This is a genomic window from Bradyrhizobium sp. AZCC 2230 (genome assembly GCF_036924495.1).
GTDB classification, from domain to species: domain Bacteria; phylum Pseudomonadota; class Alphaproteobacteria; order Rhizobiales; family Xanthobacteraceae; genus Bradyrhizobium; species Bradyrhizobium rifense.
On sequence record NZ_JAZHRS010000001.1, the window covers coordinates 1,957,853 to 1,982,918 of the forward strand.

Sequence of the window (25,066 nt, forward strand, 5' to 3'; positions counted from 1 at the left end):
CTTTCCGGCGCTTCGAAAACTGGATTCAAACTAGCCTCAGATTCGCTCTAGTTTCGTTAAACCCGAGGGGCCACTTTCTGCGATGTGGTTTCCAGTTGCTTGTCTGGGCCCGCAAGACTCAGGACCGAGACTCAGTCCCAAGACTCGGGCATATTCCAAAGTAGACACCGAAAGTTAACGGAAAGGCAAACCGGGCCCGTGAAAAAGCCTGTTCACAACCCCCGCGAAGTCGCTGAAATCGTTGCGATTCAGGCGCTGTCCTTTGTCGCTGGCGACCCCGAGCGGCTGGGCCTGTTCCTGGCTGAGACAGGGGTTGGCCCGGAGACGCTCCGGAACGCCGCCTCGGACCCTAATTTCCTGCTCAGCGTGCTCGATTTCGTGCTGCGCGATGACGACACCGTGAAGGCCTTCGCCAAGGCCTCGGAACTGCATCCGACCAACGTTGCCGCAGCGCGGCAGGTGCTGGGCGATGCGCTCGGCGACCGGACCTGGGAGCGCGATGTGCCGTGACCACCCCCGATCCGGCCGGGCCCCGCTGCTTCTGCCGGGATTGTCTGGCCGATCTGGATATCGGCCTGCGGCGCTGTTCCGCCTGCGGCTCCCCTCGTCTCGTCCGCCACCGGACGCTGGCGAGCCTGACCATCGCCCATATCGACTGCGACGCCTTCTACGCGACGGTCGAGAAGCGCGACAATCCTGACATCGCCGACAAGCCCGTCATCATCGGCGGTGGCAAGCGCGGCGTCGTGTCCGCGGCCTGCTACATTGCGCGTACCTATGGCGTGCGCTCGGCGATGCCGATGTTCAAAGCGTTGGAGGCCTGCCCGCATGCGATCGTGATCCCGCCTGACATGGCGAAATATGTCCGCGTCGGCCGCGAGGTGCGCCAGGCCATGCAGGCGTTGACGCCGCTGGTCGAGCCGCTCTCGATCGACGAGGCCTTTCTCGATCTCTCCGGCACCGAGCGGGTGCACGGCATGATCCCGGCAAAAGTGCTGGCGCGCTTTGCCCGCGACGTCGAGCGCGATGTCGGCATCTCTGTCTCGGTCGGCCTGTCCTGCAACAAGTTCCTGGCAAAAATCGCCTCCGATCTCGACAAGCCGCGTGGCTTTGCGGCGCTCGATCAGGAGGAAGCGCGCGCGATGCTCGCCGAAAAGCCGGTCGGCTTCATCTTCGGCGTGGGGCCTGCGACGCAGGAGCGCCTCGTGCAACGCGGCTTCCGCATCATCGCCGACCTGCAGAAGGCCGACGAAATCGAGCTGATGCGGCAGTTTCCGAGTGACGGCCGCAGGCTGTGGCGGCTCGCCCGCGGCATCGACGACCGCCGTGTCGAGGCCGATCGCGGCGCCAAGACGATTTCGAGCGAGACCACGTTCGAAAGCGACATCCGCGATTTCGCCTCGCTGGAGAAGATCTTGTGGCGGCTGTGCGAGAGGACGTCGTCGCGCCTGAAGAGCAGCGAACTCGCCGGCTCGACCGTTACGCTGAAGCTCAAGACCGCCGATTTCCGCCAGCGCACGCGCTCGCAATCGATCGCGGCGCCGACGCAGCTTGCCGCAAAGATCTTCGCGATCTGCCGCGAGATGCTGGCGAAAGAGATCGACGGCACCGCCTTCCGCCTGATGGGCGCCGGCGTCAGCGCGCTGCGCGAAGGCTCCGCCGCCGACGACACCGACATGCTCGACCGCCGCGCCGCGCATGCTGAGCGGGCCGTGGACAGTCTGCGCAAGAAGTTCGGCAGCGCCGCCGTCATTCGGGGCATCGCGTATGACGGGCCGGAGAAGGCGCAGGAATGATTGGGCTCGGTTGAAATCAGTCGTGTTCGAATATCCTGGCGCCCGGATAGGCGCGCCGGGCGTATTGAACGACCAACTGCCGGTCCTGAGTCTCCGGGAACGGAGTCCGGATCTGACAAGACCCGACCATGAGGTGCCACAAGCCGTTGAGTTTTCGAATGACGACGCTCATTGAGCCTCCTCGCAGTGACCCGAGTGGACTCAGATTGTAAGAAGCCCCGCCGTTGCTCAATTGTACGAGCGTAAGAGCAGCGCATGACAAGGAATAGAACAGGTATACAAAGGTATGTTGGCGAGGCTCCTGCCAGGACCCGACGCTGATGGGTTTCCCAAGCGCTTGACTCAAACGCGCGCTGAAAGGCTGACAACTGTGGCGGGCGAACGCGATCTCAACGCGCTGTTAAAGGACATGAAGCCGGAGATGCAGCCAGGCATCTTCGTGTTTTGCACGATTCCGCCAAACGAAAGCATTCCGGCGGCGGTCGACCCGCTGCTGACGTTCCGCGAGCAGGAAGGAACCACACTCGTCATCCAGCGCGAAGAAGCCGAAGCGGCAGGACTCCACCACGCATTCGCCTCACCTATGATCACTCTGACGGTCCACTCAGCGCTCGATGCGGTCGGCTTCCTGGCCGCGATCACGGCACGTCTCGCCGAAGCCGGCATCAGCGTGAATGCGGTTTCGGCTTTCCACCACGACCATCTCTTCGTGCCGGACGACAGGGCCGACGACGCGATGGCCCTTCTGCGAGAGTTATCCAAAGAGCAGGCTTCGTAGCGCGTCGAACATGGCGGCCAGCCCGTACCGCATTTGAAAAACGCCAGCATGGCAGAGTGCCACTGTTTTGCCCGACGCGTCAACCGAAATTCGCAAAATACGAAATTCAGATCAACCTGTCCCGTTCGGCAGCTGCGCTTCTACTGTGCATGGGGTTGTTTTCACGTTTTTGCGAAAGCGGTGAACTCCGTCGGGCTTACGGATTACGGCGCCGGCCGCAAACACAGCGGAAGCAGCGCATGAAGCTTTCCGTGGCACGCTTCCTGACCAGCAGGACATGTCCATCGCTCCGGCTCATCAGCGCTGCCGCGATCCGGATGGAATCTTTCGGCGTCATGGTCTTCCCACTCAATCCGCAACTGCGATCGCCTCGATCTCGATCAGCCACTCCGGCGCCGCAAGCGCGGAGACGCCGACGAGGGTCGAGGCCGGCGGCTCCATGCCTTCGAAGAAGGCTGAGCGCGCCTTGCCGATGATCGGACGCAGCTCCGGCTTGTAGCCGACGACAAAGGTCGTGATCTTCACGATGTTGCTGTAGGTCGCGCCGGCTGCCTTCAACGCATGGCCGAGATTCTGCATCACCTGCGTGGTCTGCGCGGCGATATCGCCCTCGCCGACGATCCGCCCCTCCTCGTCCACCGACACCTGGCCGGAGATGTAGATCGTGCGCGCGCCGGAGGCGGTGACGACGTGGGAATAAGCGGGATTGTGGTGCAGGCCGCTGGGGCGGAGATGGTCGAGCTTCGGCATGGGCTGGCTCCCTGGCTTTTCTTTGGTCGGTTGCGAGCCTACCCGGAATCGCGCCTTACGCCAACGCTGCTATCGCTCGCGCATGCTCTCGTGTCGATACCGCGCAAGCGGCGACAGCAGATAGCTGATGATGCTGCGGGTGCCCGTCTTGATCTCGACACTCACGGCCATTCCCGGCGAGAGATTGACGTATTTGTCATCGATCAGCATCCGGTCCCGGTCGGGCGATATCCGGGCCGAATAGACCAGCTCATGCCCCTTGGGCTCGCTGCTGTCCTGCTCCGCACCCGGCGGATTCGCGCCGTTCTTGTCCACGGGCTTGTCGCGGGTGATGGCATCATGCGACACGCTCGTGACCTTGCCATCCAGCAGGCCGTAGCGGGTGAAATTGAACGTATCGACCTTGATCGCCGCGTCCTGGCCGACCTCGATGAAGCCGATGTCGCGGTTCGACAGCATCGCCTCGATTTCTAGCCGGCTCTCGAGCGGCACGACCACCATCAACGCCTGCGCCGGCGTGACGACGCCACCGACGGTATGGATCGCGAGCTGCTGGATGACGCCATCGACCGGTGCGGTCAGCCGCTGGAAGCTCCGCCTCTGCTCGGCCTTGACGACGTCCTGCGTGAGGCCCGCAGCCTTTTGTTCGGCCTTGGCGAGGTCATCCGACAGCGAGCGCTGATACTCGGCCCCAGTCTTCGTGGAGGTCTCGACCAGCGCGGCGAGAGCCGCATCAGCTTCCTTGTACCGGCTCTTTTGAACCAGGAGCTCCTGCTGCTGGCCGACCAGGTCCTGAAGCTCCTGGAGATAGAAGATCTTCGATCCCAGTTCCTTGTCGAACAATTGCTTGCGCATGTCGACGCGCTGCTGAAGCAGCGGGATCGTTGCCTCGAGCTTGCCGATCGTCGCCGTGATCGTCGCCCGTTCGGCCTCCTTCTGCGCGACCTGATGCTCGATCGAGGCTAGCTTGGCGTTCTGCTCCACGATCTGGCTCGCCAGATATCGCCGCTGGACCTGCACGAGCGCGGCGGGAGCGGCTTCCGGCGGATGGAAGCCAGCGAGCGGATCGGCGCCGTCGGCAAGAGCGGCGCGCAACCGTGCCACTTCGAGCTGCGCACCGACGAGATCGCTCTTGAGATGCCCGAGCTCGGCCTCGTTCATCGTCGAGTCGAGATCGACAAGCACATCCCCTGCCCGCACCGTCTGGCCATCGGCGACCTGAATGGCGCGCACCACGCTGGTCTCGAACGGCTGGATGACCTTGGTTCGGCCACTCGGGATCACCTTCCCCGACGCCACTGCGACGATATCCACGGTCCCGAGGCACGCCCAGACGATCGCGACCGAGAAGGCCGCAGCGATCGTGGCACTGACGGCGCGGCCGACGGGATTGGGTGGCGTCTCGACAATCTCCAGCGCCGCCGGAAGAAATGCGATCTCGTCCCGGCTTCTCGCGGGCGGCTTGTTGGCCGGAAACGGCACGACCTTGCTAGCTGATTTCATGCAGCCCTGCCTGAAGCCGGAACAGCGTGGCGTATCGGCCGCCGGTCTTGACCAGTTCCTCATGGGTGCCGTCCTCGATCAGACGACCACGATCCATCGTGATGATGCGGTGGGCCATGCGCAGCGTCGAGAGGCGATGCGCGATCACGAAGACCGTGCGGCCCTTCGCGATCTGAATCATGTTCTGCTGCACGATCCGCTCGCTCTCGTAATCGAGCGCGCTCGTCGCTTCATCGAGGATCAGGATGCGCGGATTGGTCACCAGCGCCCGCGCGATCGCGATCCGCTGCCGCTGGCCACCCGAAAGCGTGCTGCCCTGCTCTCCGACGACCGTGTCGTACCCTTCGGGAAGCTCGAGGATGAAATCGTGCGCGCCCGCAAGCTTGGCGGCCTCGATCACCCGCTCGATCGACATCGCTGGATCGGCAAGCGCGATGTTGTCGCGCACCGTGCGGTTGAACAGGATGTTCTCCTGCAACACGATTCCGATCTGCCGGCGCAACCATGTCGGATCGACCATCGCCAGATCGGTGCCGTCCACCAGCACACGTCCGCTCTCGGGGATGTAGAGCCGCTGGATGAGCTTGGCGAGCGTGCTCTTTCCGGAGCCCGACGTGCCGACCACACCGACGAACTGCCCCGCGGGCACGCTCAGGCTGACGTCGCTGAGAATCTCCGGGCCGTCGATGCGGTAGCGAAAAGTGACGTGCTCGAACTTGATGTCACCGCGGATCGCGGGCAAGGCCGCCCGCCCCGAGGTATAGACCGGCTCCGCCGGCGTGTTCAGGATGTCGCCCAGCCGCTGCACCGACAAGCGTGCTTGGTGGAAATCCTGCCAGATCTGCGCAAGCCGAAGGACCGGAGCACTGACACGGCCTGCCAGGAGATTGAAGGCAACGAGCTCGCCCACGGTCAGATCGCCCGCGATCACCAGCCGCGCACCGAAATAGAGGATGGCGGCGGTTGCGACCTTGCTGACGAACTGGATGGCCTGGCTTGCGGTGTTGCCGAGGCTGATGACGCGGAAGCTCGCGGCCACGTAGCTTGCGAGCTGCTCTTCCCAGCGCCGCTGCATCTGCGGCTCGAGCGCCATTGCCTTCAGGGTCTCGACACCCGTGACGCATTCGACCAGGAACGCCTGGTTCTCCGCGCCGCGCTGAAACTTCTCGTCGAGCCGCCCGCGAAACGCGGGACTGACGCCGGCGGAGATGGCGATATAAAAAGGAAACGACGCCAGCGTCACCATCGTCAGCAGCGGCGAGTAGACCCACATCACGGCGATGAAGACGATCGTGAAGAACAGATCGATCACGATCGTCAATGCCGAGCTGGTGATGAAATTGCGGATGTTCTCCAGCTCGCGCACCCGCGCGACGGAGTCGCCGACGCGCCGCGCCCGGAAATAACCGATTGGAAGTGCCAGAAGGTGCCGAAACAGCCGCGCGCCCAGCTCGACGTCGATGCGATTGGTGGTGTGCGAAAACAGGTACGTCCGCAGCGCGCCGAGGATCGTCTCAAAGAGCGCGATCGCGATCAGCCCGGTCACGAGGACGTCGAGCGTGGTCATGCTGCGATGGACGAGCACCTTGTCGATCACGACCTGGAACAACAAGGGCGAGACGAGCGCGAACAGCTGGAGAAACAGCGAACCGACCAGGACCTCCCCGAGCAGCCGCTGGTACTTCTGAATCGCTCCCAGGAACCAGGTGATGTCGAAGCGCCGGGTCAGATCGGTCAGGAGCGCCCGCTTCGCAATCAGGATGGCCCGGCCGTCCCAGGCGGCCTCAAACTCGGCCCGGGTCATCATGATTGGCTTCGACGCATCCGGAACCTGGACGACGATCTTGTCGTCCCCGGCTTTGCCGAGCAGCAGAAATCCACCGTCACGCAAGACCCCGATGCATGGCATCGGAATTCCCGCGAGCCGCTCCCAGGTCGTGGAGACCGTCTTCGCTTTCAGTCCAAAGCCCTTTGCGCAACGCAGGATCTCGGTAACGCCAATTTGGGCGCCGAATTGATGGCGGACCTGGTCCGCGCTCGCCCCCACCCCATTCAGGCTCAACATGGCAATGATCGCGTGAAGGCCGGGATCACCGGGCAACGCCTGGGCCGCAGCTTCAGTCATGCGTAGCCCGGCCAAATGCCAGCGCCATCACGCAGTGAGATCCCAATAAGGCCCATTGCCTGCTCCATGCATCCTCATCAGGCACGATGCAGCAGGCCGCGCCCAAATTCGTACGATATAGTAACAATCTATGTTATAGACGAGAAATGCGACTCATATGCGAAAGCAGATTTCAGTTGACCGGACTTTCTTGACGCCTCTCGGCTAGCGCGGGATGGCGCTATCGCGCTCTCTCATCAAGCTTGCAATCGGGCCTGCGAATAGGGCCTGTCCGGTCCCATTACGCGGGGTGCGCCGGATCAATTTCACATCGCGAGACCACCGTCTCGCGGCAATTCATGCGGCAATCCGGCGCGTCGATGCGCGTAACATCACATCGAATCTCGCGGGAATAAAATGTTACTCGCTGTGTTATGATAACAAATATGATGCAGATATCGTAATAACTGCCCCGTCGCTTTGACCAACTCCGGACGACGACAGCGTCAACGCGACAGCAACACCTCTCAATTCCGCGCCAAAGCCATCAGACGACATCCATTTTGCCGACCGCTCACCGATGAATATTGCCCACGTCCCGAATTCAGCGCCTGGTGCAAACGGCTCGTCCTGGCCATCGGAGCCCGGACCGGCCGATGCCGCGTCGCCGTCCGCGCGGACATCTTCCGCCGCGCCGGGCAAGCTGCCCTTCCATCCTCCGGCCGACGTGCCGACCCAGTCCGGTCCCCGCGGGATTCGTTTCGACTTCAACGACGGCTGCCGGGTCTGGCTGCCCGAAGCCGACGGCCCCTACCGGGTCCGACTGAGCGATATCGACAGCGGTAACATCCTGTTCGAAACCGAGATCAAGTCCGGCCGCATCAATTCGACCAAGCGCTACTTCGTCCGTATCCGCCTCCAGATCTCGGTCAAGGACGAGATCGTGCTCGAGCACGACTATTCCGCGGCCGACCGCGATATCCTGATTCAGCTTCCCGAGGTGACACTGGGCGATACCATCGGATGGTTTCCCTACGCGGACAGGTTTCGCGCGCTGCACGGCTGCCGCCTGACCTGCACAATGTCAGAAAGAGTCATCCCGCTCTTCCGCAAGGCGTATCCGGAGATCACGCTCCTGGCGCACGGCGAGGTCGATCCGCGCCGCTACTACGCGACATACAATATCGGACTGTTCTTCGACGATCCGGACCGAGTGTTTCAACCCTGCGACTTCCGCCATGTCGGCCTGCACCGCACCGCAGGCTACATCCTCGGCGTCGACCCAGCCGAGCAGCCGCCGCGCATCGCGCTGGCTGGGGACACGCCTCCCATCGCCGAGCCCTATGTCTGCATCGCCGTGCAGAGCACGACGCAATGCAAATACTGGAATAACCCCCATGGCTGGCGCGACACCGTTCGCTTCCTGAAACAGGCCGGCTACCGGGTGATCTGCATCGACCAGAAGCCGGTTCACGGCTCCGGATTGGTCTGGACCCACATTCCGCACGGAGCCGAAGACGAGACCGGCGACCGCCCGCTTCAGGAGCGCGCGCGCTGGGTCAGGCACGCGGCCTTCTTCATCGGCCTGTCGAGCGGACTGTCGTGGCTCGCCTGGGCGACCCGAACGCCGGTCGTGCTCATCAGCGGCTTCACGCATCCGACCAATGAGTTCGCGACGCCCCATCGCGTCGTCAATTACCACGCCTGCAATTCCTGCTGGAACGATCCTGGTCACAGGTTCGACCACAAAGACTTCCTGTGGTGCCCGCGCCACAAGGATACCCCGCGGCAATTCGAATGCACGCGGCTGATCACCTTCGACCAAGTCAAACGCACGATCGAGAACATCCCGGGCTTCGGGATGCGAAACGGACATAGCACACAGTGAATTTTACCAGGAGAAATGCGATGACTGATACAGTGCAACCCGGCGATACCTTGGATGTCGGCTCCGGGTCGACCGCCGACGGGACCTTGGTCCTGTGGAACGGCACGCTCGAAATCAACGCCGGCGGCACGGCCAATGGAACGGTCGTCAATGGCGGCGGTCTGCTGGTGGTGGACTCCGGCGGGACTGCCGTTGACTCCTTCCTCGGCGGCCTCGCCGTCGAAAACGTGTTCGGCACCGACATCAATGCGACGATCGCCGGTGGCGCCGTCATGAACATCTTGAACGGCGGCAAGGCGATCGGTACCACCTTGGACGGCGCCAGCCAGAACGTCTACTCCGGCGGTGTCGCCAGCGGCACCACCGGCGACGGCGTTCAGGCCGTCTACGACGGCGGCATCGCGACAGGAACCAATCTGAGCACCGGCGCGCAATGGGTCTATGCCGGCGGCGTGGCCAGCGGCTCGACGCTCGGCAACGGCATCTACCAAGCCGTCTATGGCGGCGCGATCGTGAGCGCCACGACCATTGCCGGTGGCCAGGAGGACGTCGTCGGCAACGCGATCGACACGACCATGACTAGCGGCTGGCAATTCATCGGCAACGGCGGTGTCGCCAGCAACACCACCATGAGCGGCGGCTTCGAATATGTGCTGGCCGGCGGCACCGCGGCCGGCACGCATATGAGCGGCGGATCACAGATCGTCTGGGACGGTATCGCTGACAACACGGTGATGACCGGCGGCACACAGACCGTGCTCGGCGGTGGCGTCGTGAGCGGCACGACCCTGACCAGCGCAACGCAGCAGGTGGAGACCTACGGCACCGCGCTCGCCACCGTGGTCAACCGCGGCGGCTACGAAGTCGTCACCTCGGCGGGCGTGACGAGCGGCACGATCGTCAACAGCGGTGGCTACGAGTTCGTCAGCGCGGGCGGAAGCTCGCTCGCGACGACTGTCAACCGTGGCGGCTACGAGATCGTCACCGCCGGCGCGACCTCGACGAACACGACCGTGAATTCCGGCGGTTACGAGGTCGTCGACACCGGCGGCATCTCGAACGGAGCGACGGTGCTGACCGGCGCCTACGCCATGATCCAGATCGGAGGCCTGGCGACCAACATGGTCATCAGCGCCGGATATCAGTTCGTCTATGGCACGGCGGACAACACGACCAACCTCGGCGGCACCGAGTACGTCTATGGCGTCGTCGACGACACCGTGATCGGAAATCACGGTAAGGAGAACGTCATGGGCGTGGCCAACGACGTGGTCGTGAACAGCGGCGGTCTCCAGACCGTGTCGGGCGGCATCACCAACGGCACGATCGTCAACAGCGGTGGCGTCGAATTGGTGAACAGCGGAATCGCCAACGGCACGATCATCGCGGGCGGCGTCGAGCACGTTGCTGCGGGTGGTGCAGCGGTCGACGTCAGCTTCCAGGGCGCAGGCGGCACGCTTCAGCTCGACAGCTCCGACCTGTTCTCGGGCCAGATCACCGGGTTCGGCGATAGCGACGTCATCGACCTCAGGGACATCGCCTTCGGCGCGGGGACTACTCTGGGGTACGCGGCCGATGCCGGCAATGCGAGCGGCACGCTGATGCTGAACGACGGCGTCAACTCGACCTCGCTGTTCCTGCTGGGCCAGTACTCGGCTGCAAACTTCGCGCTCGCATCCGACGGGCATGGCGGCACGACGATCACCGAGCACAATGCGGTGGCGTCGGCGAGCCTGGCGCCGAACGCCCTGGCGGCCTGACGATGACGCAGGTGGCGCAGCCCCGGCTCTGCTTGTCCTGAACGATCAAGGGCGCCGCCTCAGAGGCAGCGCCCTTTTCCTCTCACTGTTGGACCGGTGGCGCGCCGAGCCTCGGCGCTCAATTGCAGGGCTTGCTGTCCTTGACGTCAAACTTGCCCATCGCACCGGAAATGACAAAGTCGTTGTAGTCGAGCACGAGCTGGCGGGAGACGCCGTTTTCGTAGAGCTCGAACGACATCGCATAGACCGGCGTCTGCTCGCCTTCCTTCTGCTGGACGTCGCGGTCGAAATAGCTGACGGTCACAGGCCAGCGCTTCAGCGCTTTCATATGCTCGTCCGACGTCGACGGATCGGGCGACGCGGTGCGGTCGTCGGGGATCGGCTGACCGATCACGGTCAGCGTGTTGTAGACCTTCTGGCCATCGTCGGAGCCGTCATAGACGGACAACTCCAGCAGCGATTTGCCCTCCTTGGCGGCGGCAATGATGTGCTGGATCTGCTCGGTCGGAAACACGATCTTGCCGTCGAGGGTGAAATTCTTCGGCGCCGGCAATTTCAGCTTGACGTTGATGTGGTCGCCGTCGCGTTCCGCCGAGCCGTCGACCAGACCGGCCTCGGTCTCGTTCATCCGCGTCTCGATCTTGAAGCGGTAGCTTTTCCCTGTGGCGTCCTCCCAGGAATTGGAGCGGAGATCGCTGAGCGTGATCTTGCCCTCGCCGCTGTCGAGCTCGGAGACCTGGCGGAATTCGGACGTGTAGCCCTCGCAGCTGCTGCCGGCGAAATTGTAGAGGATGCGGCCGCGCGCGCTGTTGATGGAATTGGAGCGCGATTTGACCAGGCTCAGATCGTAGAGCGCCTGGTGGGCGAGGAACGGACCGTTCGCGGCATAGGCGCCGCCACCGGGGCCGACAGCGGCCGCCGCGAGCGCCATCACACCGAGTGAAGTCCGGAAAAGGTGCACCATGTCTGTTCCTTGGGGGACGCGCAGATTCGACACTTTAATGACCGTTCCATTGCGTCGCAACTGCGGCGGTTTCACGTAAAGTTGCGCCTCTCCGTTGAACCTCCTGACCTGCCTCAGGAAAATGCAGTTCACCCCGGCGTCCCACCACCCTATCGGCTTGCTTGCATGTGGCGGCATGATGGGCGAAACAGGGCGCGCCCGGCGGTCACCAGACGCGCCGGAGCGGATGATTTTTCAGACATCGAGGTCGAGACATGGCGGGCACGGTCGAGCAGAAACTGGCGGAACAGGGCATCAAGCTGCACGATGCCCCCACCCCCGTCGCCAATTACGTGCCGTTCGTACGCACCGGCAACCTGCTGTTCGTCTCCGGCCAAGTCTGCTTTGCACCCGACGGCAAGCTGATCGCCAAGGGCAAGCTGGGTGCCGGCGTCTCGCTCGAGGAAGGTGCCGCGGCCGCGCGCGGCTGTGCCGTCAACTTGCTCGCGCAGGTCAAGGCGGCGCTTGGCGACCTCGACAAGGTCGTGCGGGTGGTGCGCCTCGGCGGCTTCATCAATTCGGCGCCGGACTTCCTGGACGGGCCGAAGGTTCTCAACGGCGCCTCCGACCTGATGGTCGCGGCCTTCGGTGACAAGGGCCGTCACGCCCGTACCACCGTCGGTGTCGCCTCGCTGCCCGCGGATGCGGCGGTCGAGGTCGAAGGCGTGTTCGAGGTCGCCTGACATCGATGCGTGCTCCTGATTGGCTGACAGCGCGGCCGGTCGCCCATCGCGGCCTGCATGACATCTCTCGCGGCATCGTCGAGAACATGCCGGGCGCGGTGCAGGCGGCGGTTGCGGGCAATTTCTCGATCGAGGTCGACATCCAGCTCTCAGCTGACGGAGAGGCCATGGTGCACCACGACCATGCGCTCGGCCGCCTCACAGAGGCCACCGGCCCGGTGGTCGCAAAGACCGCGGCCGAGCTGAAGGCCATCAAGTTCAGGGATACGCCTGAGCGGATGATGTCGCTCAGCGACCTCTGCGCCATGGTCGCCGGCCGCGTGCCGCTGGTGATCGAGGTGAAGAGCCATTTTGACGGCGACCGCAAGCTGGTGAAGCGGATGGCCGAGGTGCTGGCATCGTATCAGGGGCAAGCGGTCGGGATGTCCTTCGATCCCGACCAGGTGCTGGCGCTGCGCGAGCTGCTGCCCTCCCGCCCGCGCGGCATCGTCGCGCAGCGGAGCTATGAGGACGAGTACTGGGCCAACCTGACGCAAGCGCAGCGCGACAGCATGCTGTACCTGCGCCACGGCTTCCAGACCCAGCCGCATTTCGTCGCCTTCAAGGTCGACCACCTGCCGGCGCCCGCCCCCTGGATCGCCCGCAACGTCTTCGGCTGCGCCCTGCTCGGCTGGACCGTGCGCACGCCGGAGCAGCGGACGCGCGTGGGGCAGTGTGCGGACCAGATGATCTTTGAGGGCTTCGTGCCGCAGGCTTGATGTTCCCCACCCTTGAAGTCGCTGCTGCAATGCACGATCTTGGGCGCAATGGGATCATCGGACATCACTCTGGAGGCCGTACCGTCCATTGGCGAAGTATCGCCGGAGGATTGGGACGCCTGCGCCAATCCTGGCAGGGCCTGCAATGGGCATGGCTTGGGAACCTCATCGGGTCTCCCAGGCGATTCTCTCGGCCTCTTAAAGCCCGCCTATAACCCCTTCGTATCTCACGCGTTTCTTTCCGCCGTGGAGAGATCGGGTTCAGCCACGATCCGCACCGGCTGGGGACCGCAGCATCTGGTGGCCAAGATCGACGGCCGCGTGGCCGGCGTCGTGCCCTGCTATCTGAAATCGCACAGCCAGGGCGAATACGTCTTCGACCGCGGCTGGGCCGACGCCTATGAGCGCGCCGGCGGGCGCTATTACCCGAAGCTGCAGGTCTCTATTCCCTTCACGCCGGCAACCGGCCCGCGGCTCCTGGTCCGCGACGGCGTCGACCGCGAGCGCATCACGGAGGCGCTGGCGAGCGGCTTGGTGGCGCTCTGCGGTGTCAGCAAGGCCTCTTCGGTCCACGTCACCTTCGCCCGCGAGGCAGAGTGGAAGCTGCTTGCCCGGCACGGCTTCCTCCAGCGCACCGACCAGCAATTCCACTGGCGCAATGAGGGCTTTGCGAGTTTCGACGATTTTCTGGCGACGCTGAACTCGCGCCACCGCAAATCGATCAAGCGCGAGCGGCGCGATGCGCTGGCTGCCGGTGTCACCATCCATTGGCTCACCGGCAAGGACATCACCGAGGACGCCTGGGACGCCTTCTTCGCGTTCTACATGGAGACCGGCTCGCGCAAATGGGGCCGTCCCTATCTCACGCGCGAATTCTTCTCGCTGATCGGCGAGACCATGAGCGAGGATGTGCTGCTGGTGATGGCCCGCCGCAACGACCGCTGGATCGCCGGCGCGATCAACTTCATCGGTTCGGACACGCTGTTCGGCCGCAACTGGGGTGCGGTCGAGCATCATCCGTTCCTGCATTTCGAGGTCTGCTACTATCAGGCGATCGATTTCGCCATCAAGCGCGGCCTCACACATGTCGAGGCCGGCGCGCAGGGCGAGCACAAGATCGCGCGCGGCTACCTGCCGCGGACCACCCACTCCGCGCACTTCATCGCCGATCCCGGCCTGCGCCGTGCCATCGACGACTACCTCAAGCGCGAGCGCGCCTATGTCGCCGAGGCTGGACGCGAGCTCGCCGAGCTCGGCCCGTTCCGGAAAGGCATCGACGAGGTGCCTTGACGGTTTGCCGTCGCTGGTGACAGTAAGCGCAAAATTTGAGGAGCCGCCGCCATGACCGCCTACGACCCCAACAACATCTTCGCAAAGATCCTGCGCGGCGAGTTTCCCTGCCACAAGGTCTATGAGGACGAGCATGTCTTCGCCTTCCTCGACATCATGCCGCGAGTGCCCGGCCACACGCTGGTGATCCCGAAGGCCCCTGCCCGCAACATCCTCGACATCAAGTCCGACGATTACGCCCATGTCGCCCGCGGCGCGCACAGAATCGCGGCTGCCGCGATGAAGGCGTTCAAGGCTGACGGCATCACTGTGCAGCAGTTCAACGAAGCGGCCGGCGGCCAGGTGGTGTTTCATCTCCACATGCACGTGATGCCCCGCCACGACGGCGTCGCGATGCTGCCGCCTGCGAGCCGCAAGGAAGACGTCAAGGTGCTGGAAGAGAACGCGACCAAGCTGATCGCGGCGTTGCAGAGCTGATCGTCACTCCGTCTGAAAATCCCCCGACTGCGGCGCAGCCAGCGGCGTGAACTCGCAGCGATCGGGCTTGATGTCGATCAGCGGCGTGTTGTCGAGGCAGTCGAGGCCACGCACGAGGATGGTGTTGCCCTCGATGCCGACGAGCTTCACGATCGACGTGCCGATCGGATTGGGCCGGACCGGCGAGCGCAGCGAAAACGTGCCGCGGGTTTTTTCGTTGTTCTTCGGGCTCTGCAGCACGATGTCGCGGCGGGACTTGTCGAGCCAGTAGAGCACTTCGAGATTGCTGTAGAAATCGACGCCTTTGATGGCGGGCAGGAACGGCTCGAAGATCTCGAGCCGGCACACCGGGCCGTCGGCGCGGCCCTGCCGTGGCGTCTCCAGCCGCGAGGTCCAGGGCGTGCGGATTCGGCCGATGAAGACGAGGCCGGCATCCTGCGTCGACGGCAGCTCGATGGCGACCTCGCCCTCGCGGAGTTCGTTTTCGCGAACCATATGTCCAGTTCCTTGGCTATTCGGAGGCGGTTTTAACCCAACCACCACTTGCCGGCCAGCATGAAGACTTCGCCGGCGACAACGCCTGCAAAGATCGAGCGGCGGGTCAGCAGGAACACGACGAGGCCGGCGCCGACCGCGCCATAACGCAAGCCATCCGGTACGCTGGCGAGCGCGCCGGGCGGCTCGACCACGATCTGGGCGATGACGCCGGCCAGGATCGCGGTCGCAACCGCCCTCACCCAGACCAGCAGCTCGGAGCCCTCGTCGATGCCGCCGCCGAACCACAGGCCGAGCATGCGCCATATCTGGTTGGGAATGACGCCGGCGACGAACAGCACGACCAGCGCCTGCCAGTCGCCGATGAGTTGCGCGGCGCTCATGCGCGCACCTCGCGCCACCAGTGCACGCCATAGGCGATCGTGCCCGCCGCCAGGCCGCTGACGAGGATGTCGAGGCCGGAGTTCATCTTCGCGGCCAGCGGATAGAGCAAAACCCCAAGCGCGAGCGCGGCGACATCGGCGACCTCGCGGCTGTTGCGCGCGGTCGAGAACAGGAAGGACAATGGCGTCAGCAGCAGGATCGCGGCGCCCAATGTCTGCGTCAGATTGGCGGCGAGGAAATAGCCGATCGTGTTGGCGGTCAGGCACACCGAGACCAGACCGAAGCCAAGTCCGTTGACGAAGGCGATGCGCCGCTCGCGCGGCACCTGCGGCAGGAAGCGATGGCATTCAACCCACAGCGTCACCGCCGTGAGATGCGCCGCGAAAAAGAGCTCACGCCGCTTGGTCGTCGGCGTGCGCATCAGCGGCAGCACCGAGACCACCATCGGAAACAGCCGGATGGCGCTGACAGTGACCGCGATCGCCGACTGGACGACGGTCGCGCCCGAGCCGAGCGTGGTGATCAAGATGATCTGTGCCGGCCCGGCCCAGACGAACAGCGTCGAGCAGAGCGCCCAGACCAGGCTGAAATGGCTGTCATGGGCGAGCGCGCCGATGCCGAGATAGGTCGCGAACAGGACGAGCGTGAGGATCGTCTGCGTGATCGAGCGCAGCCCCCAGGTGAAGGCGCGCCACGGACTTTGCCATTGAGGGGAATCGAGCGGAGGAAGCGCCACGGGACGGCCGGCTGAGGTTGCGGAATCGTGGCCGCATAACGGGCAATGCGGGCGGCCGCGTCAAGGAACCACGCGGCGGGGCTGGCATGCGCGCGCTCCCTACCCGCTCACGCCCCGGTTCTTCAGCACGAAGCAGGCGCCGCCCGCTTTCCGGATGCGGTTGCAGAGATCATCGGCTTCGGGGCGCGTGTCGGTGCCGATGCGCACCTGGTAGAAGGCGTGCGAACCCCGGCTTCGTACGACCGAACTCAACAGGCTGGGATCGCGCTCGCCGATCACCGCGCTGAGTCGCGTGACGGCGCGGGAATACATTGCCAGCGCCTTGTTGCGATCGAAGCCCGCGGCGAGCTGCACGCCCCAGATCTTCGCGGCGGCAAGCTCGACATGCTGCTCCAGTTCGGCGACGAATGGGTTCGGCGCGCGCTTCAACAGCGCCATCAGATCGCGGCAGCTCGTCGGCGGTGAACTCGGCGGCCCCTTTCCGGTGCTGCCGGCCTTGGCCCATGCGTCAACTGTCGCTCCGGTGATGGCATAGACGTAGTTGCGCGTCTGCTCCGGCATGCCACCGGTGCCGGCGAGCCATTCCTGCACCCGCCTCGGTCCGGCATTATACGCGGCCGCGGCGAGGCCGAGATTGCCGAACTGGTTGCGCAACTCGTTCAAGAACTCAGCCGATTTCGGCAAGGCCTGCACCGGATTGAAGGGATTGAGAAGCCCGCGCTCGCTCGCGGTGCCCGGCATGAACTGCGCGATCCCCTGCGCCTGCTCGCCGCTGCGCGTTATGGGCCCCACCGCATCGGCCTGGAAGCGGCTTTCCTGCCAGATCACGCGGGCGAAGAATTCCAGCGGCAGATTGGCATCGCGCGCGGCCGCCTCCACGATCAGGCAGATCGATTCCCGCGTGTCGCTCTCACGCCCATCCGCCGGCTTCTCCGGCGGCATCGCGAGCTCCTCGACGCTGGGGACGGCGACGTTGGTCTTTGCCGGTGAGCTGTCCCATGCCATCGCCTGTGTCGCGGACACGAGCAGTGCGGGGATGATGCGTGATGCAATTCGCGTCAGCCGTGCCCAAGTATCGCCGTGGCGCACGCAGGCGCGGCATGCAACAAGATAATCTGCCATGTCGTGGCGTCGTGCCATGGTTCGACGAGTTGCCAATAAATGCTGCCTGACCTGCTTCTCCCAATGCGCTCCCCCGCCAAAGGGATCCGCGCGATCCTTGCCCTCGCATTATTGATCCTGTCCGCCGCGCCAGCCATGGCGCAAGTGAACTGGCGGATGACCACCGAATATCCCGCGAACAATATATCCGGGATCGGGCTCACCACTTTCGCCGATCGCGTGGCCGCGCGCACAAACGGTTTCGTGAGCGTGACCAACGCCTTCGACAATCAGCTGAAGATCAACTCGGGCGAGATGCCGCGCGCGGCGCTGGAAGGCCGGATCGCCGGGGGCGACGCCTTTGCGGGCGCGCTCTCAGGCCTCGACCCCGTGCTCGGCCTCTCGACGCTCCCCTTCCTCGTGCAATCGGTCGAGATCGCTCACGCCGCCAATGCGCGCGCACGGCCGCTTTACGAAAAGGCCCTCGCCGCCCGCGGCCTCAAACTGCTCTATCTGACGATATGGCCAGCCACCGGTCTATGGTCGGATCGCGCGCTTGCGGGCGCCGACGACCTGCCGAAACTCAATTTGCGCGCTTACGATGCCAATTCCAGCGAGGTGATGAAGGCGGCCGGAGCCAACGCGCAGTTCCTGCCGATGGACAAAGCGCTTGCTAGTCTGAAGGAGCATCAACTGAACGCGTTCCTCACCTCCGGCGATGGCGGCGCGGGACGCAAATTGTGGGACTTCCTGCCCTATTTCACGGCCATCAATTACGCGATGCCGGTCTCGATCGCCTTCGTCCGCACCGAGGCATTTGCCGCGCTGCCAGAGCCGATGCAGCGCGAGGTACTGGCCGCCGCAGCCGAGACCGAGCAAAGCCAGCTCGCGCTGCTGGCCCACCGCACGACCGAGAATTATGCGCGCATGCGCGACAACGGCGTCAAGATCGCCGAGCCCGCGCCGCCATCCCTGGTCACGGCGCTCCGAACTGCCGCAACGGCCACGATCTCCGCCTGGGAGGCGCAGGCGGGCGCGGATGCCGCCGCGATCGTCGAATGGGCGAAACAGCAATGACGGGAACGGTGGCGGTAGTGAAAGGTCCGCCGATCTCGCTTTCGTCGCTTCAGTTTTTGACCGGAAACAGGCTTTCGCCGCTGATGGCGCGATCGAGCGCGTCGATCAGCCCCTGCATCTCCACGAACTTGTTGCGCGCGCGCTCGGCCGTCTCGCGCACAAAGGGAGCGGCCAGCACTTTTGCGTGCGCGTCTCTGTCCTCTATCATGCGATCGCGGGCTTTCTTCAGTGTCTCAAGTCGCTCGCTCATCCCGGCTCTCCTGTATCCTCTGACGTGTTAGCAAACGGAGCCAACGACTGTGAAAGCCGCGTTCAACCTTGCATCGCTTCGATGAGCGCGGAAATCTTGATCGTTGCGAAACTGGAGAAGGTATCGGACACGGCATATGGCAAGATGATCTGGTCATTGTGCCGCATCGCACCGCAGGTATAGACGACGTTCGGGACATACCCTTCGCGCTCGGATGGTTCAGGCCGCAACAGCGGCTCGACCGAACGTGCCAGCACCTTTGATGGATCGTGCTTATCGAGCAGCGCGGCTCCGATCGCGTATTTGCGAATCGGACCGACGCCGTGCGTCAGCAGCAGCCAACCTTCGTCAAGCTCGATCGGCGACCCGCAATTGCCGATCTGGACGAACTCCCAGGGAAATTGCGGCTTCAGGAGTATCCGGCCGCCTTCCCACGTAAAGAGGTCGTCCGAATAGATCAGATACAGGTTCTCATTGTCCTGTCGCGCGATCATGGCATAGTTGCCGCCGATCTTGCGTGGGAACAGCGCCATGCCCTTGTTGCGTGCCGCGGCCCCGCGCAAAGGCGTTAGTCGAAACGACATGAAATCGCTGGTCTCGATCAATTCCGACCTGATCGCGCGTCCGCTGTAGGCTGTATAGGTTGCGTAATAGCTCTCCCGATCGCCATCGCTGAATCTGACAAAGCGCGCATCCTCGATGCCATTCGATTGGGATTCGGTAACGGGAAAGATGACGCGCTCGCTGAGGTCTTCCTCAGGCTTGAACATCAATTCCACGCGGTCGCCGTCCGGCCCGGATACGCGATCGCTGACCCGCGGAACCGAAGCGAGGCGCGCGGTCGGATCGACGGCGAGGCTTCCGTCAACCGCAATCGTTCCGGTTCGAAACGTCAGTGACGAGACATGTCCCTCGCCGATGGCCCGGAGACTGATGACGAAGCGTAAGCCTCCCTTCGGTGCCCCCGATTGATCCGGGTGCGGGACGATGCTGGGGTTGAACAAGGCAGAGGCTTCGAACGAATACTCACTGAGAAAATAGGCGCCGACCAGCTGACGCTGCGTCTTCGAGAAGACACCATGCGCCGCGAAGGCATCCTCCATTTCATCCGCTCGGGTCTCGAATCTCTCCAGGAGGTTGCGATGTCGACCCTGAAAATTGTCGAGGACGTCTGCGAGCTGAACCGCAACGGCTTCCGAACTGAGCGCAAGAACCCGGTCGACGATATGATTTGCCCGCATCTTGTCGGTCGGGTTCAGGTCGCGGGGTTCGGTTGCCGGCTTGAAGGGCCGCACGATGACTCGCGCTGGATCGGGGCGCAGATGAAGGCCCTGCCGGTTCAGGAACGAAGCTTGTGACACGGTATCCTCGGCTTGCTGAATGAAAAGATGACGTTCAGGCGCCTACGGCGCGCAAGGCCGTGGGCCTTGTCAGGATCGGATTGACGCGCGCAAGCTGACGCATCTCCGCAAGTCCGAGGAGATAGCAAACCACCGACTCGCCCCCGCGGTTTTCGTTGGCGCGATCAGGGTGCAAGCCATCCCGGCAACTTCCCGTAAGCGGATCGACCAACGCCACCGAGAGATCATTGCTGCCGAGGAACCAGCCGAAGGCCCGCGTCGCCAAAGCTTTCCATTCGGCATCGCCCTCGACACGCCACGCAGTGAGGCAGGCAGCGATCGTTGCCGTTGCCTCCACAGGCTGCTGGTCAAACGCGCGAGGATGTTGCCGCAGCTCGCCGAAGCCGGCAGTGCCGACCGGCCGGAAATGACCTGCCGAACTCGTCTGCTGCGTCATGAGCCAGCGCAGAGACCTCGATCCACCATCGAGATATTGAGGCGTTTGCGTTGCCACACCCGTGAGTATCAGGGCCTGCGGCAATCGCGCATTGTCGTAGGCCAGCCCTTCCTCAAACCACACCCAATCCGGCGTCTCGACCGACGCCAGACAGGACATCAACCGGTCGGCAAGCGAATGCCGGACCTCCCTGGCGTGGAGATCGTCCGGAGCTACAGCGCAATAGGCGTCCAGACCCAGCAGCATGAACGCCCACGCGCGGGGCGAACGAAAGCTTTCCGCGACTGACAAGGCCTGGGCAAACAGAGCAGCGGCCCACAGGCGCCTGGCCGGGCTCGTGTCTTTGCGTGCAGCCTCACCCAAGGCCCATAGCGCCCGCCCGTGGCTGTCTTCGGACCCCTTGTCTTCAAGCCAGGTTCGATTGAAGCCCATGAAGTTGCGAAATTGCCTGGTGTCAGGGTTCCAGGCGTGTTGCACGAACGCCGCAAACCGGCTCGTCAATAGCTCCGACAGCGGCTGTTCGCCTGGACTATTGAGGGCGCAGGCCAGCAGCAGCGCTCGCGCGTTGTCATCAACGCAATAGCCGTGTGCGCGATCCGGCACCGAATGTACCGCGTGCTGGAACAGGCCGACATCGTCGCACATCGACAGGAAATGGCCGATCTGCATATCGGGCGGCACGGGGCTACGTGGCTCGGGCAAGCTCCTGTCGGCGCGCGCGAAGACCTTCAACCGATGACCTTGCCGCGCGTTTTCGAAGACAGACAGGTAGCGTTCGGCCACCCGCTCCCATGTCATCATTCGGCTCTCTGCATAGGCACGCCGGGACATCGCCTGCCGGCGGGCGTCGTCGGTCAGCAAGTTTGCGATCTCGTTGCCGATCGCCGCGGCGTCGCCGAAAGGCACCAGCACACCGCACCCGTCGGCAAGCAGCTCGCGTGCGTGCCAGTAGGGCGTCGAGACGACCGGCTTCCCCAGCCCGAAACTGTAGGCGAGTGTTCCCGACGTCATCTGGGCTTCGTTGAGATAGGGCGTGACATAGACGTCGCACATCGAAATGAATTCGAGCAGCGTGGCCAGATCGGCGAAGCGATCGAAGAACACCACGTGATCGTCAATTCCGAGTTCGCGCACCCGTGCCATCAAGCTTTCGCGATAGGCCTCGCCCTGGTTCCGAACCAGATTGGGATGCGTTGCGCCGAGCACGACGTACACCGCATTCGCGCAGCGCTTCAGAATCGACGGCATGGCGTCGATCATGACTTCGATGCCCTTGTTCGGCGACAACAGGCCGAACGTCAGAATGACCGATTTCTGCTCAAATCCAAGCTTGGCCTTCGCTGCATCGGGCTCGGTGAAAGCGACATCGGGAATGCCATGGGCGATGACCTCGATCTTGTCGTCAGGCACCAGGTAGACGTCGCGCAGCAGTTCACGGCCTTTATGGGCCATCACCACGACCTTCGACGACGCCTCGACGATGCGCTCCATGACCATCCGTTGCGCAGGTGTCGGATCGGCCAGCACGGTATGGAACGTCGTCACTACCGGCATGGTAAGGCGGGACAACAACACGAGGATATGAGCTCCGGCTTCACCACCAAAAATCCCGAACTCGTGCTGCAGACACACGGTGTCGAACCGGCCGGCATTGAGGAAATCCGCTGCCCGTATGTAGTCTTCGATATTGCCGTCCTTGATCTGGAACGCGACCGCCGGAGGATAATCATAGGCTTGACCGCGATCGGTCATTGCAACGATGCAGGTCTCCAGATCCTGGCGCGAAATCGATATCGCGTTCTTCAGATCGGTCGTATAGGTCGCAATTCCGCACCGGCGTGGCAGCGAGTTGCCGATGACGGCGATGCGGCGGAGCGGCGTCATGTCGTCACCTCGATGATTTCGCCTGATGTCGGAGCGTGCACGGCCTCAACAACCGCGGCAGATATTCTTCAGTTTCGCTGCGGTTATCGCCTCTTCCGCAAGGAACGGGTCTTTGTAGGCACTGCGGGACGCGTTGTCCTCCACAGCGTCGGGCTTCTTCACTTTCGGAGGAAACGCAGCGTCATAACACGCGAGGCGTCCGCTCGTGCTTTCGATCGCGCGGCAGTCCGGCTCCCTCGCGACGGCACTTTGCGCGAATGTGCCAAGCGCCAATGCGACAATAACCATTTTCATGCAGGTATCTTTCCTCGCGAGGGTCTGGACGCGGTCATTCGACGAATCCCCGCGATCCTCATGCATCGAATTGGTCGAACTCGTCGGACAGCAGGATCCGCCCTTGCGGCGTGCATATCCGCACGTCGATATAGCCCTCCTGCAGCAGCTCCCTCGCCTTCTTCAAAGCGGCATCCGTGGTGGCGCGGGCCAAGCTGACGTAGCCACCTTGATCGCGTCCGCTCACCAGATACTGCAGTGACGTTCTATCCATGCAGAAGCGCCGCCGCGGCCACCAGGAACAACAGAAACAGTGGGACGATCACCGGCGGCACGATCCAGTCGGCCAGGCGAAATCGAGGCATGCGCGCTCCTCCTCGTTCGGCGGGAGCGCAAGTAACCCTCAGTCACCGATGGATGCCATGGGAAGGGCGGTGATGGCGTGACTCTACGCTTACTCCCGGCCAATAGCGAGCCTTTAAAGCGGTACACGACATCAGCGACGCCGGTTTCGGCGTGATGACGGTTGCGCATTGCCTTGGCCTGCGGCCTCGTTTAGGTCAAACAGCGGCGCTGGTATCAACACGGACACGGCCAGGATGGCGACAATCTTCTTCGATCTCGACGGCACGCTGACCAACCCGAAGCCCGGGATCACCCGCTCGATCCAGTACGCCCTGGAGCGGCTGAGCCTCGCAGTTCCGAGTGAGGACGAGCTGACCTGGTGCATCGGGCCGCCGCTGCATGCGAGCCTGAAGAAGCTCACCGGAACCGACGCGCTGGCCGACCAGGCACTGTTGCTCTATCGCGAGCGCTTCAGCGACATCGGCCTGTTCGAGAACGAGGCCTATGCCGGTATTGTCGACACATTGACGACGATTGCCGCGACCGACCAGCGCATGTTCGTCGCGACCAGCAAGCCCGCGGTCTACGCCAGCCGCATCGTCGATCATTTTGGCCTGAAGCCGTATTTCGAGCGCGTGTTCGGTTCCGAGCTCGACGGCACCCGCGTCGACAAGCGCGACCTGCTGCGTTACGCGCTCGACGAGACTAGGGTCGATGCCACCAGCGCCATCATGATCGGCGACCGCAGCCACGACGTGGTCGGCGCCCGAACCAACGGCATGACCGCGATCGGCGTGCTCTATGGCTATGGCAGCGAGGCCGAGTTGCGGGACGCCGGCGCGCATCACATCTGCGCCGCACATCCGGAGCTGCTCGGCCACTGCGTCGCCTAGGCGGTGACCGTCTCGACCGCCGCAAGCATTCCCGTCTTCGGATGGCAGTTGAGATATTCGAAGAACTGCTCGTCGGCGGCCGCGACCGTGACCTCGTGATAGAGCCGCAGCTTCGCTGATGGCCCGAGCGTCGAGAGATATTTCATCGCCGCACCGAAGATCTTGACGTGGGTCGGATGCGATTCCGCCCAGCGCTCCAGCGCGGCGAGGCTTTTCCACCAGCTTTGGCCGTAGGATTTTTCACTCGCCTTGCCGTCAGTCGAGAGCACTTGCATGTAGCGGTTGGCATAGCAGCCGATCGCGAGCCCGTCGTCGCGCAAGAAATCCATGCCCTCGCGGAGCACCGGCTCGACGTCGTCGAGATAGAGCTTTCGCTCGGACGCCTCGGTATCGCTCCAGTCCTGGCCGGAGCGGATCAGGCAGAGATTGTCGTTCGCCTTCACGCGCACCCGCGCACCATCACGGATCAGTTCCGGATTGCCGCCCGGCGACATCGGATCGGTCTGTGACAGCGGAATGCGGTCGCGCATGCCGCCCCAATAGGCGTGCTCCTGAACCTCACCACTCATGCCGTCGGCAATAACGGCGACACCCTCGGGTCGGCCGAGTGAGGAGAACAGCGTCTCGTGCCGCTCGACCGAGGGGCGCAGCACCTCGATGAAGGTGCCGATCCCGTCACGGTGCTTTCCAGTCCACGCCTCGCGTGCCCGCGCAAACCAGGCATCGAAGCGGGCGATGTCGTCCCAATAGGCGACCGAGACAATGTTCGCGTGGCCGGCCTGATCGACATAGTGCGCGCGGTCCCAATGCGAGGGACCGCCCTCGCCGGCGAACAGCGCGGCGATTTCAGCGAGCGTTTCCGTCGCGGCCGCCGGCGTCGCCCCACGATACTGCACGCCGAAATACGCCATCACGACGCGGCTCACGGCGGGCTTGTAGCGCGCCACGAACGATGGATATGGCGGCTGGTAATCGTCCGGCACGCGCTTGTGGCGCGTGCGCTGCGTTTCGAGATGCATAGGAATTGCTGATTCCATGATC

Annotated in this window: 26 protein-coding genes; 11 read left to right on the forward strand and 15 right to left on the reverse strand. The window is 63.6% G+C overall.

The features are described from left to right. The first annotated feature begins 198 nt into the window (after positions 1 to 198). Both V1280_RS09480 and V1280_RS09485 read left to right on the forward strand, forming a co-directional pair. A complete protein-coding gene (locus V1280_RS09480; RefSeq protein ID WP_008130066.1) occupies positions 199 to 510 on the forward strand; it encodes a DUF3572 domain-containing protein in 312 nt (103 codons plus the stop codon). Further along, positions 507 to 1,796 carry a DNA polymerase IV gene (locus V1280_RS09485; protein WP_334522190.1) on the forward strand — a complete coding sequence of 430 codons (1,290 nt, stop codon included), beginning with the start codon at positions 507 to 509 and terminating at the stop codon, positions 1,794 to 1,796. The genes V1280_RS09480 and V1280_RS09485 overlap by 4 nt, the downstream gene beginning before the upstream one ends. Before the next feature lie 16 nt (positions 1,797 to 1,812). Here V1280_RS09485 and V1280_RS09490 read toward each other — a convergent pair whose 3' ends face one another. Further along, complete coding sequence (locus V1280_RS09490; RefSeq protein WP_334522193.1) at positions 1,813 to 1,968, reverse strand: hypothetical protein; 156 nt, start codon at positions 1,966 to 1,968, stop codon at positions 1,813 to 1,815. Positions 1,969 to 2,166: 198 nt separating this feature from the next. Here V1280_RS09490 and V1280_RS09495 point away from each other — a divergent pair, with 198 nt between their 5' ends. Further along, positions 2,167 to 2,574, forward strand: a complete 408-nt coding sequence (locus tag V1280_RS09495; RefSeq protein ID WP_334522196.1) for an ACT domain-containing protein — start codon at positions 2,167 to 2,169, stop codon at positions 2,572 to 2,574. A gap of 348 nt (positions 2,575 to 2,922) precedes the next feature. Here V1280_RS09495 and V1280_RS09500 read toward each other — a convergent pair whose 3' ends face one another. From V1280_RS09500 to V1280_RS09510, 3 genes are all read right to left on the reverse strand, one after another. Then, positions 2,923 to 3,324 carry a RidA family protein gene (locus tag V1280_RS09500; protein ID WP_334522199.1) on the reverse strand — a complete coding sequence of 134 codons (402 nt, stop codon included), beginning with the start codon at positions 3,322 to 3,324 and terminating at the stop codon, positions 2,923 to 2,925. A gap of 69 nt (positions 3,325 to 3,393) precedes the next feature. Then, on the reverse strand, positions 3,394 to 4,827 hold the full coding sequence (locus tag V1280_RS09505) for an HlyD family type I secretion periplasmic adaptor subunit (RefSeq protein ID WP_334522202.1): 1,434 nt from the start codon (positions 4,825 to 4,827) through the stop codon (positions 3,394 to 3,396). Continuing rightward, the gene (locus V1280_RS09510) at positions 4,814 to 6,952 is read right to left on the reverse strand and encodes a type I secretion system permease/ATPase (RefSeq protein ID WP_334522205.1); all 2,139 of its coding nucleotides are present in this window, start codon (positions 6,950 to 6,952) and stop codon (positions 4,814 to 4,816) included. Before V1280_RS09510 ends, V1280_RS09505 begins: the two co-directional genes overlap by 14 nt. A gap of 559 nt (positions 6,953 to 7,511) precedes the next feature. Here V1280_RS09510 and V1280_RS09515 point away from each other — a divergent pair. Together V1280_RS09515 and V1280_RS09520 are read left to right on the forward strand one after the other, a co-directional pair. Next, complete coding sequence (locus tag V1280_RS09515; RefSeq protein WP_334522208.1) at positions 7,512 to 8,819, forward strand: autotransporter strand-loop-strand O-heptosyltransferase; 1,308 nt, start codon at positions 7,512 to 7,514, stop codon at positions 8,817 to 8,819. A 20-nt stretch (positions 8,820 to 8,839) separates the two neighbouring features. Next, positions 8,840 to 10,579 (forward strand): hypothetical protein, encoded by a 1,740-nt coding sequence (locus tag V1280_RS09520; RefSeq protein ID WP_334522211.1) that lies wholly within the window; start codon positions 8,840 to 8,842, stop codon positions 10,577 to 10,579. Positions 10,580 to 10,697: 118 nt separating this feature from the next. Here the strand turns inward: V1280_RS09520 and V1280_RS09525 are convergent, their stop codons facing one another. Further along, positions 10,698 to 11,543 (reverse strand): cell envelope integrity EipB family protein, encoded by an 846-nt coding sequence (locus V1280_RS09525; RefSeq protein WP_334522214.1) that lies wholly within the window; start codon positions 11,541 to 11,543, stop codon positions 10,698 to 10,700. A 254-nt stretch (positions 11,544 to 11,797) separates the two neighbouring features. On the opposite strand from V1280_RS09525, the gene V1280_RS09530 reads away from it, so the two are divergent. The 4 genes from V1280_RS09530 to V1280_RS09545 are packed head-to-tail and all read left to right on the forward strand — an operon-like array spanning position 11,798 to position 14,790. Further along, on the forward strand, positions 11,798 to 12,265 hold the full coding sequence (locus V1280_RS09530) for a RidA family protein (protein ID WP_334522217.1): 468 nt from the start codon (positions 11,798 to 11,800) through the stop codon (positions 12,263 to 12,265). A gap of 5 nt (positions 12,266 to 12,270) precedes the next feature. After that, the gene (locus V1280_RS09535; protein ID WP_334522220.1) at positions 12,271 to 13,023 is read left to right on the forward strand and encodes a glycerophosphodiester phosphodiesterase; all 753 of its coding nucleotides are present in this window, start codon (positions 12,271 to 12,273) and stop codon (positions 13,021 to 13,023) included. Positions 13,024 to 13,071: 48 nt separating this feature from the next. Then, positions 13,072 to 14,313, forward strand: coding sequence for a GNAT family N-acetyltransferase (locus V1280_RS09540; protein WP_334522223.1), 1,242 nt, complete (start codon positions 13,072 to 13,074; stop codon positions 14,311 to 14,313). Between the two features lie 51 nt (positions 14,314 to 14,364). Beyond that, positions 14,365 to 14,790 carry an HIT family protein gene (locus V1280_RS09545; RefSeq protein ID WP_334522226.1) on the forward strand — a complete coding sequence of 142 codons (426 nt, stop codon included), beginning with the start codon at positions 14,365 to 14,367 and terminating at the stop codon, positions 14,788 to 14,790. A gap of 3 nt (positions 14,791 to 14,793) precedes the next feature. On the opposite strand, the gene tsaA is transcribed toward V1280_RS09545, so the two are convergent. The 4 genes from tsaA to V1280_RS09565 form a co-directional block, all read right to left on the reverse strand. Further along, positions 14,794 to 15,285, reverse strand: coding sequence for a tRNA (N6-threonylcarbamoyladenosine(37)-N6)-methyltransferase TrmO (tsaA, locus tag V1280_RS09550; RefSeq protein WP_334522229.1), 492 nt, complete (start codon positions 15,283 to 15,285; stop codon positions 14,794 to 14,796). A 32-nt stretch (positions 15,286 to 15,317) separates the two neighbouring features. Further along, positions 15,318 to 15,668, reverse strand: a complete 351-nt coding sequence (locus V1280_RS09555; RefSeq protein ID WP_334522232.1) for an AzlD domain-containing protein — start codon at positions 15,666 to 15,668, stop codon at positions 15,318 to 15,320. Next, positions 15,665 to 16,405 carry an AzlC family ABC transporter permease gene (locus V1280_RS09560; protein ID WP_334522235.1) on the reverse strand — a complete coding sequence of 247 codons (741 nt, stop codon included), beginning with the start codon at positions 16,403 to 16,405 and terminating at the stop codon, positions 15,665 to 15,667. Before V1280_RS09560 ends, V1280_RS09555 begins: the two co-directional genes overlap by 4 nt. A 99-nt stretch (positions 16,406 to 16,504) precedes the next feature. Beyond that, entirely contained in the window at positions 16,505 to 17,410 is a 906-nt protein-coding gene (locus V1280_RS09565; RefSeq protein WP_334538250.1) for a lytic transglycosylase domain-containing protein, read from the reverse strand. 156 nt (positions 17,411 to 17,566) lie between these two features. Here V1280_RS09565 and V1280_RS09570 point away from each other — a divergent pair, with 156 nt between their 5' ends. Beyond that, positions 17,567 to 18,583 carry a TRAP transporter substrate-binding protein gene (locus V1280_RS09570; protein WP_442895115.1) on the forward strand — a complete coding sequence of 339 codons (1,017 nt, stop codon included), beginning with the start codon at positions 17,567 to 17,569 and terminating at the stop codon, positions 18,581 to 18,583. 49 nt (positions 18,584 to 18,632) lie between these two features. Here V1280_RS09570 and V1280_RS09575 read toward each other — a convergent pair whose 3' ends face one another. The 5 genes from V1280_RS09575 to V1280_RS09600 all read right to left on the reverse strand — a co-directional run bounded on the left by V1280_RS09575 (position 18,633) and on the right by V1280_RS09600 (position 23,061). Further along, the gene (locus V1280_RS09575; protein ID WP_148773911.1) at positions 18,633 to 18,833 is read right to left on the reverse strand and encodes a hypothetical protein; all 201 of its coding nucleotides are present in this window, start codon (positions 18,831 to 18,833) and stop codon (positions 18,633 to 18,635) included. Between the two features lie 62 nt (positions 18,834 to 18,895). Further along, complete coding sequence (locus V1280_RS09580) at positions 18,896 to 20,194, reverse strand: glycoside hydrolase family 130 protein (protein WP_442895116.1); 1,299 nt, start codon at positions 20,192 to 20,194, stop codon at positions 18,896 to 18,898. Between the two features lie 34 nt (positions 20,195 to 20,228). Continuing rightward, entirely contained in the window at positions 20,229 to 22,514 is a 2,286-nt protein-coding gene (locus V1280_RS09590) for a glycosyltransferase family 4 protein (protein WP_334522241.1), read from the reverse strand. A 45-nt stretch (positions 22,515 to 22,559) separates the two neighbouring features. Next, positions 22,560 to 22,874, reverse strand: a complete 315-nt coding sequence (locus tag V1280_RS09595; protein ID WP_334522244.1) for a hypothetical protein — start codon at positions 22,872 to 22,874, stop codon at positions 22,560 to 22,562. Then, positions 22,867 to 23,061, reverse strand: a complete 195-nt coding sequence (locus V1280_RS09600) for a hypothetical protein (RefSeq protein ID WP_334522247.1) — start codon at positions 23,059 to 23,061, stop codon at positions 22,867 to 22,869. Before V1280_RS09600 ends, V1280_RS09595 begins: the two co-directional genes overlap by 8 nt. Before the next feature lie 325 nt (positions 23,062 to 23,386). On the opposite strand from V1280_RS09600, the gene V1280_RS09605 reads away from it, so the two are divergent. Then, on the forward strand, positions 23,387 to 24,025 hold the full coding sequence (locus V1280_RS09605; protein WP_334522249.1) for an HAD family hydrolase: 639 nt from the start codon (positions 23,387 to 23,389) through the stop codon (positions 24,023 to 24,025). On the opposite strand, the gene V1280_RS09610 is transcribed toward V1280_RS09605, so the two are convergent. Further along, a complete protein-coding gene (locus V1280_RS09610; RefSeq protein WP_334522251.1) occupies positions 24,022 to 25,062 on the reverse strand; it encodes a phenylacetaldoxime dehydratase family protein in 1,041 nt (346 codons plus the stop codon). The genes V1280_RS09605 and V1280_RS09610 overlap by 4 nt on opposite strands. Positions 25,063 to 25,066 lie beyond the last annotated feature (4 nt).

What these genes read in the sequence shown, in the direction of transcription:
- V1280_RS09490 (WP_334522193.1), bottom strand. Translation starts at nt 1,968, where the DNA reads ATGAGCGTCGTCATTCGAAAACTCAACGGCTTGTGGCACCTCATGGTC.
- V1280_RS09500 (WP_334522199.1), bottom strand. Translation starts at nt 3,324, where the DNA reads ATGCCGAAGCTCGACCATCTCCGCCCCAGCGGCCTGCACCACAATCCC.
- V1280_RS09505 (WP_334522202.1), bottom strand. Translation starts at nt 4,827, where the DNA reads ATGAAATCAGCTAGCAAGGTCGTGCCGTTTCCGGCCAACAAGCCGCCC.
- V1280_RS09510 (WP_334522205.1), bottom strand. Translation starts at nt 6,952, where the DNA reads ATGACTGAAGCTGCGGCCCAGGCGTTGCCCGGTGATCCCGGCCTTCAC.
- V1280_RS09515 (WP_334522208.1), top strand. Translation starts at nt 7,512, where the DNA reads ATGAATATTGCCCACGTCCCGAATTCAGCGCCTGGTGCAAACGGCTCG.
- V1280_RS09520 (WP_334522211.1), top strand. Translation starts at nt 8,840, where the DNA reads ATGACTGATACAGTGCAACCCGGCGATACCTTGGATGTCGGCTCCGGG.
- V1280_RS09525 (WP_334522214.1), bottom strand. Translation starts at nt 11,543, where the DNA reads ATGGTGCACCTTTTCCGGACTTCACTCGGTGTGATGGCGCTCGCGGCG.
- V1280_RS09530 (WP_334522217.1), top strand. Translation starts at nt 11,798, where the DNA reads ATGGCGGGCACGGTCGAGCAGAAACTGGCGGAACAGGGCATCAAGCTG.
- V1280_RS09535 (WP_334522220.1), top strand. Translation starts at nt 12,271, where the DNA reads ATGCGTGCTCCTGATTGGCTGACAGCGCGGCCGGTCGCCCATCGCGGC.
- V1280_RS09540 (WP_334522223.1), top strand. Translation starts at nt 13,072, where the DNA reads ATGGGATCATCGGACATCACTCTGGAGGCCGTACCGTCCATTGGCGAA.
- V1280_RS09545 (WP_334522226.1), top strand. Translation starts at nt 14,365, where the DNA reads ATGACCGCCTACGACCCCAACAACATCTTCGCAAAGATCCTGCGCGGC.
- tsaA (WP_334522229.1), bottom strand. Translation starts at nt 15,285, where the DNA reads ATGGTTCGCGAAAACGAACTCCGCGAGGGCGAGGTCGCCATCGAGCTG.
- V1280_RS09555 (WP_334522232.1), bottom strand. Translation starts at nt 15,668, where the DNA reads ATGAGCGCCGCGCAACTCATCGGCGACTGGCAGGCGCTGGTCGTGCTG.
- V1280_RS09565 (WP_334538250.1), bottom strand. Translation starts at nt 17,410, where the DNA reads ATGGCATGGGACAGCTCACCGGCAAAGACCAACGTCGCCGTCCCCAGC.
- V1280_RS09570 (WP_442895115.1), top strand. Translation starts at nt 17,567, where the DNA reads ATGCTGCCTGACCTGCTTCTCCCAATGCGCTCCCCCGCCAAAGGGATC.
- V1280_RS09575 (WP_148773911.1), bottom strand. Translation starts at nt 18,833, where the DNA reads ATGAGCGAGCGACTTGAGACACTGAAGAAAGCCCGCGATCGCATGATA.
- V1280_RS09590 (WP_334522241.1), bottom strand. Translation starts at nt 22,514, where the DNA reads ATGACGCCGCTCCGCCGCATCGCCGTCATCGGCAACTCGCTGCCACGC.
- V1280_RS09595 (WP_334522244.1), bottom strand. Translation starts at nt 22,874, where the DNA reads ATGCATGAGGATCGCGGGGATTCGTCGAATGACCGCGTCCAGACCCTC.
- V1280_RS09600 (WP_334522247.1), bottom strand. Translation starts at nt 23,061, where the DNA reads ATGGATAGAACGTCACTGCAGTATCTGGTGAGCGGACGCGATCAAGGT.
- V1280_RS09605 (WP_334522249.1), top strand. Translation starts at nt 23,387, where the DNA reads ATGGCGACAATCTTCTTCGATCTCGACGGCACGCTGACCAACCCGAAG.
- V1280_RS09610 (WP_334522251.1), bottom strand. Translation starts at nt 25,062, where the DNA reads ATGGAATCAGCAATTCCTATGCATCTCGAAACGCAGCGCACGCGCCAC.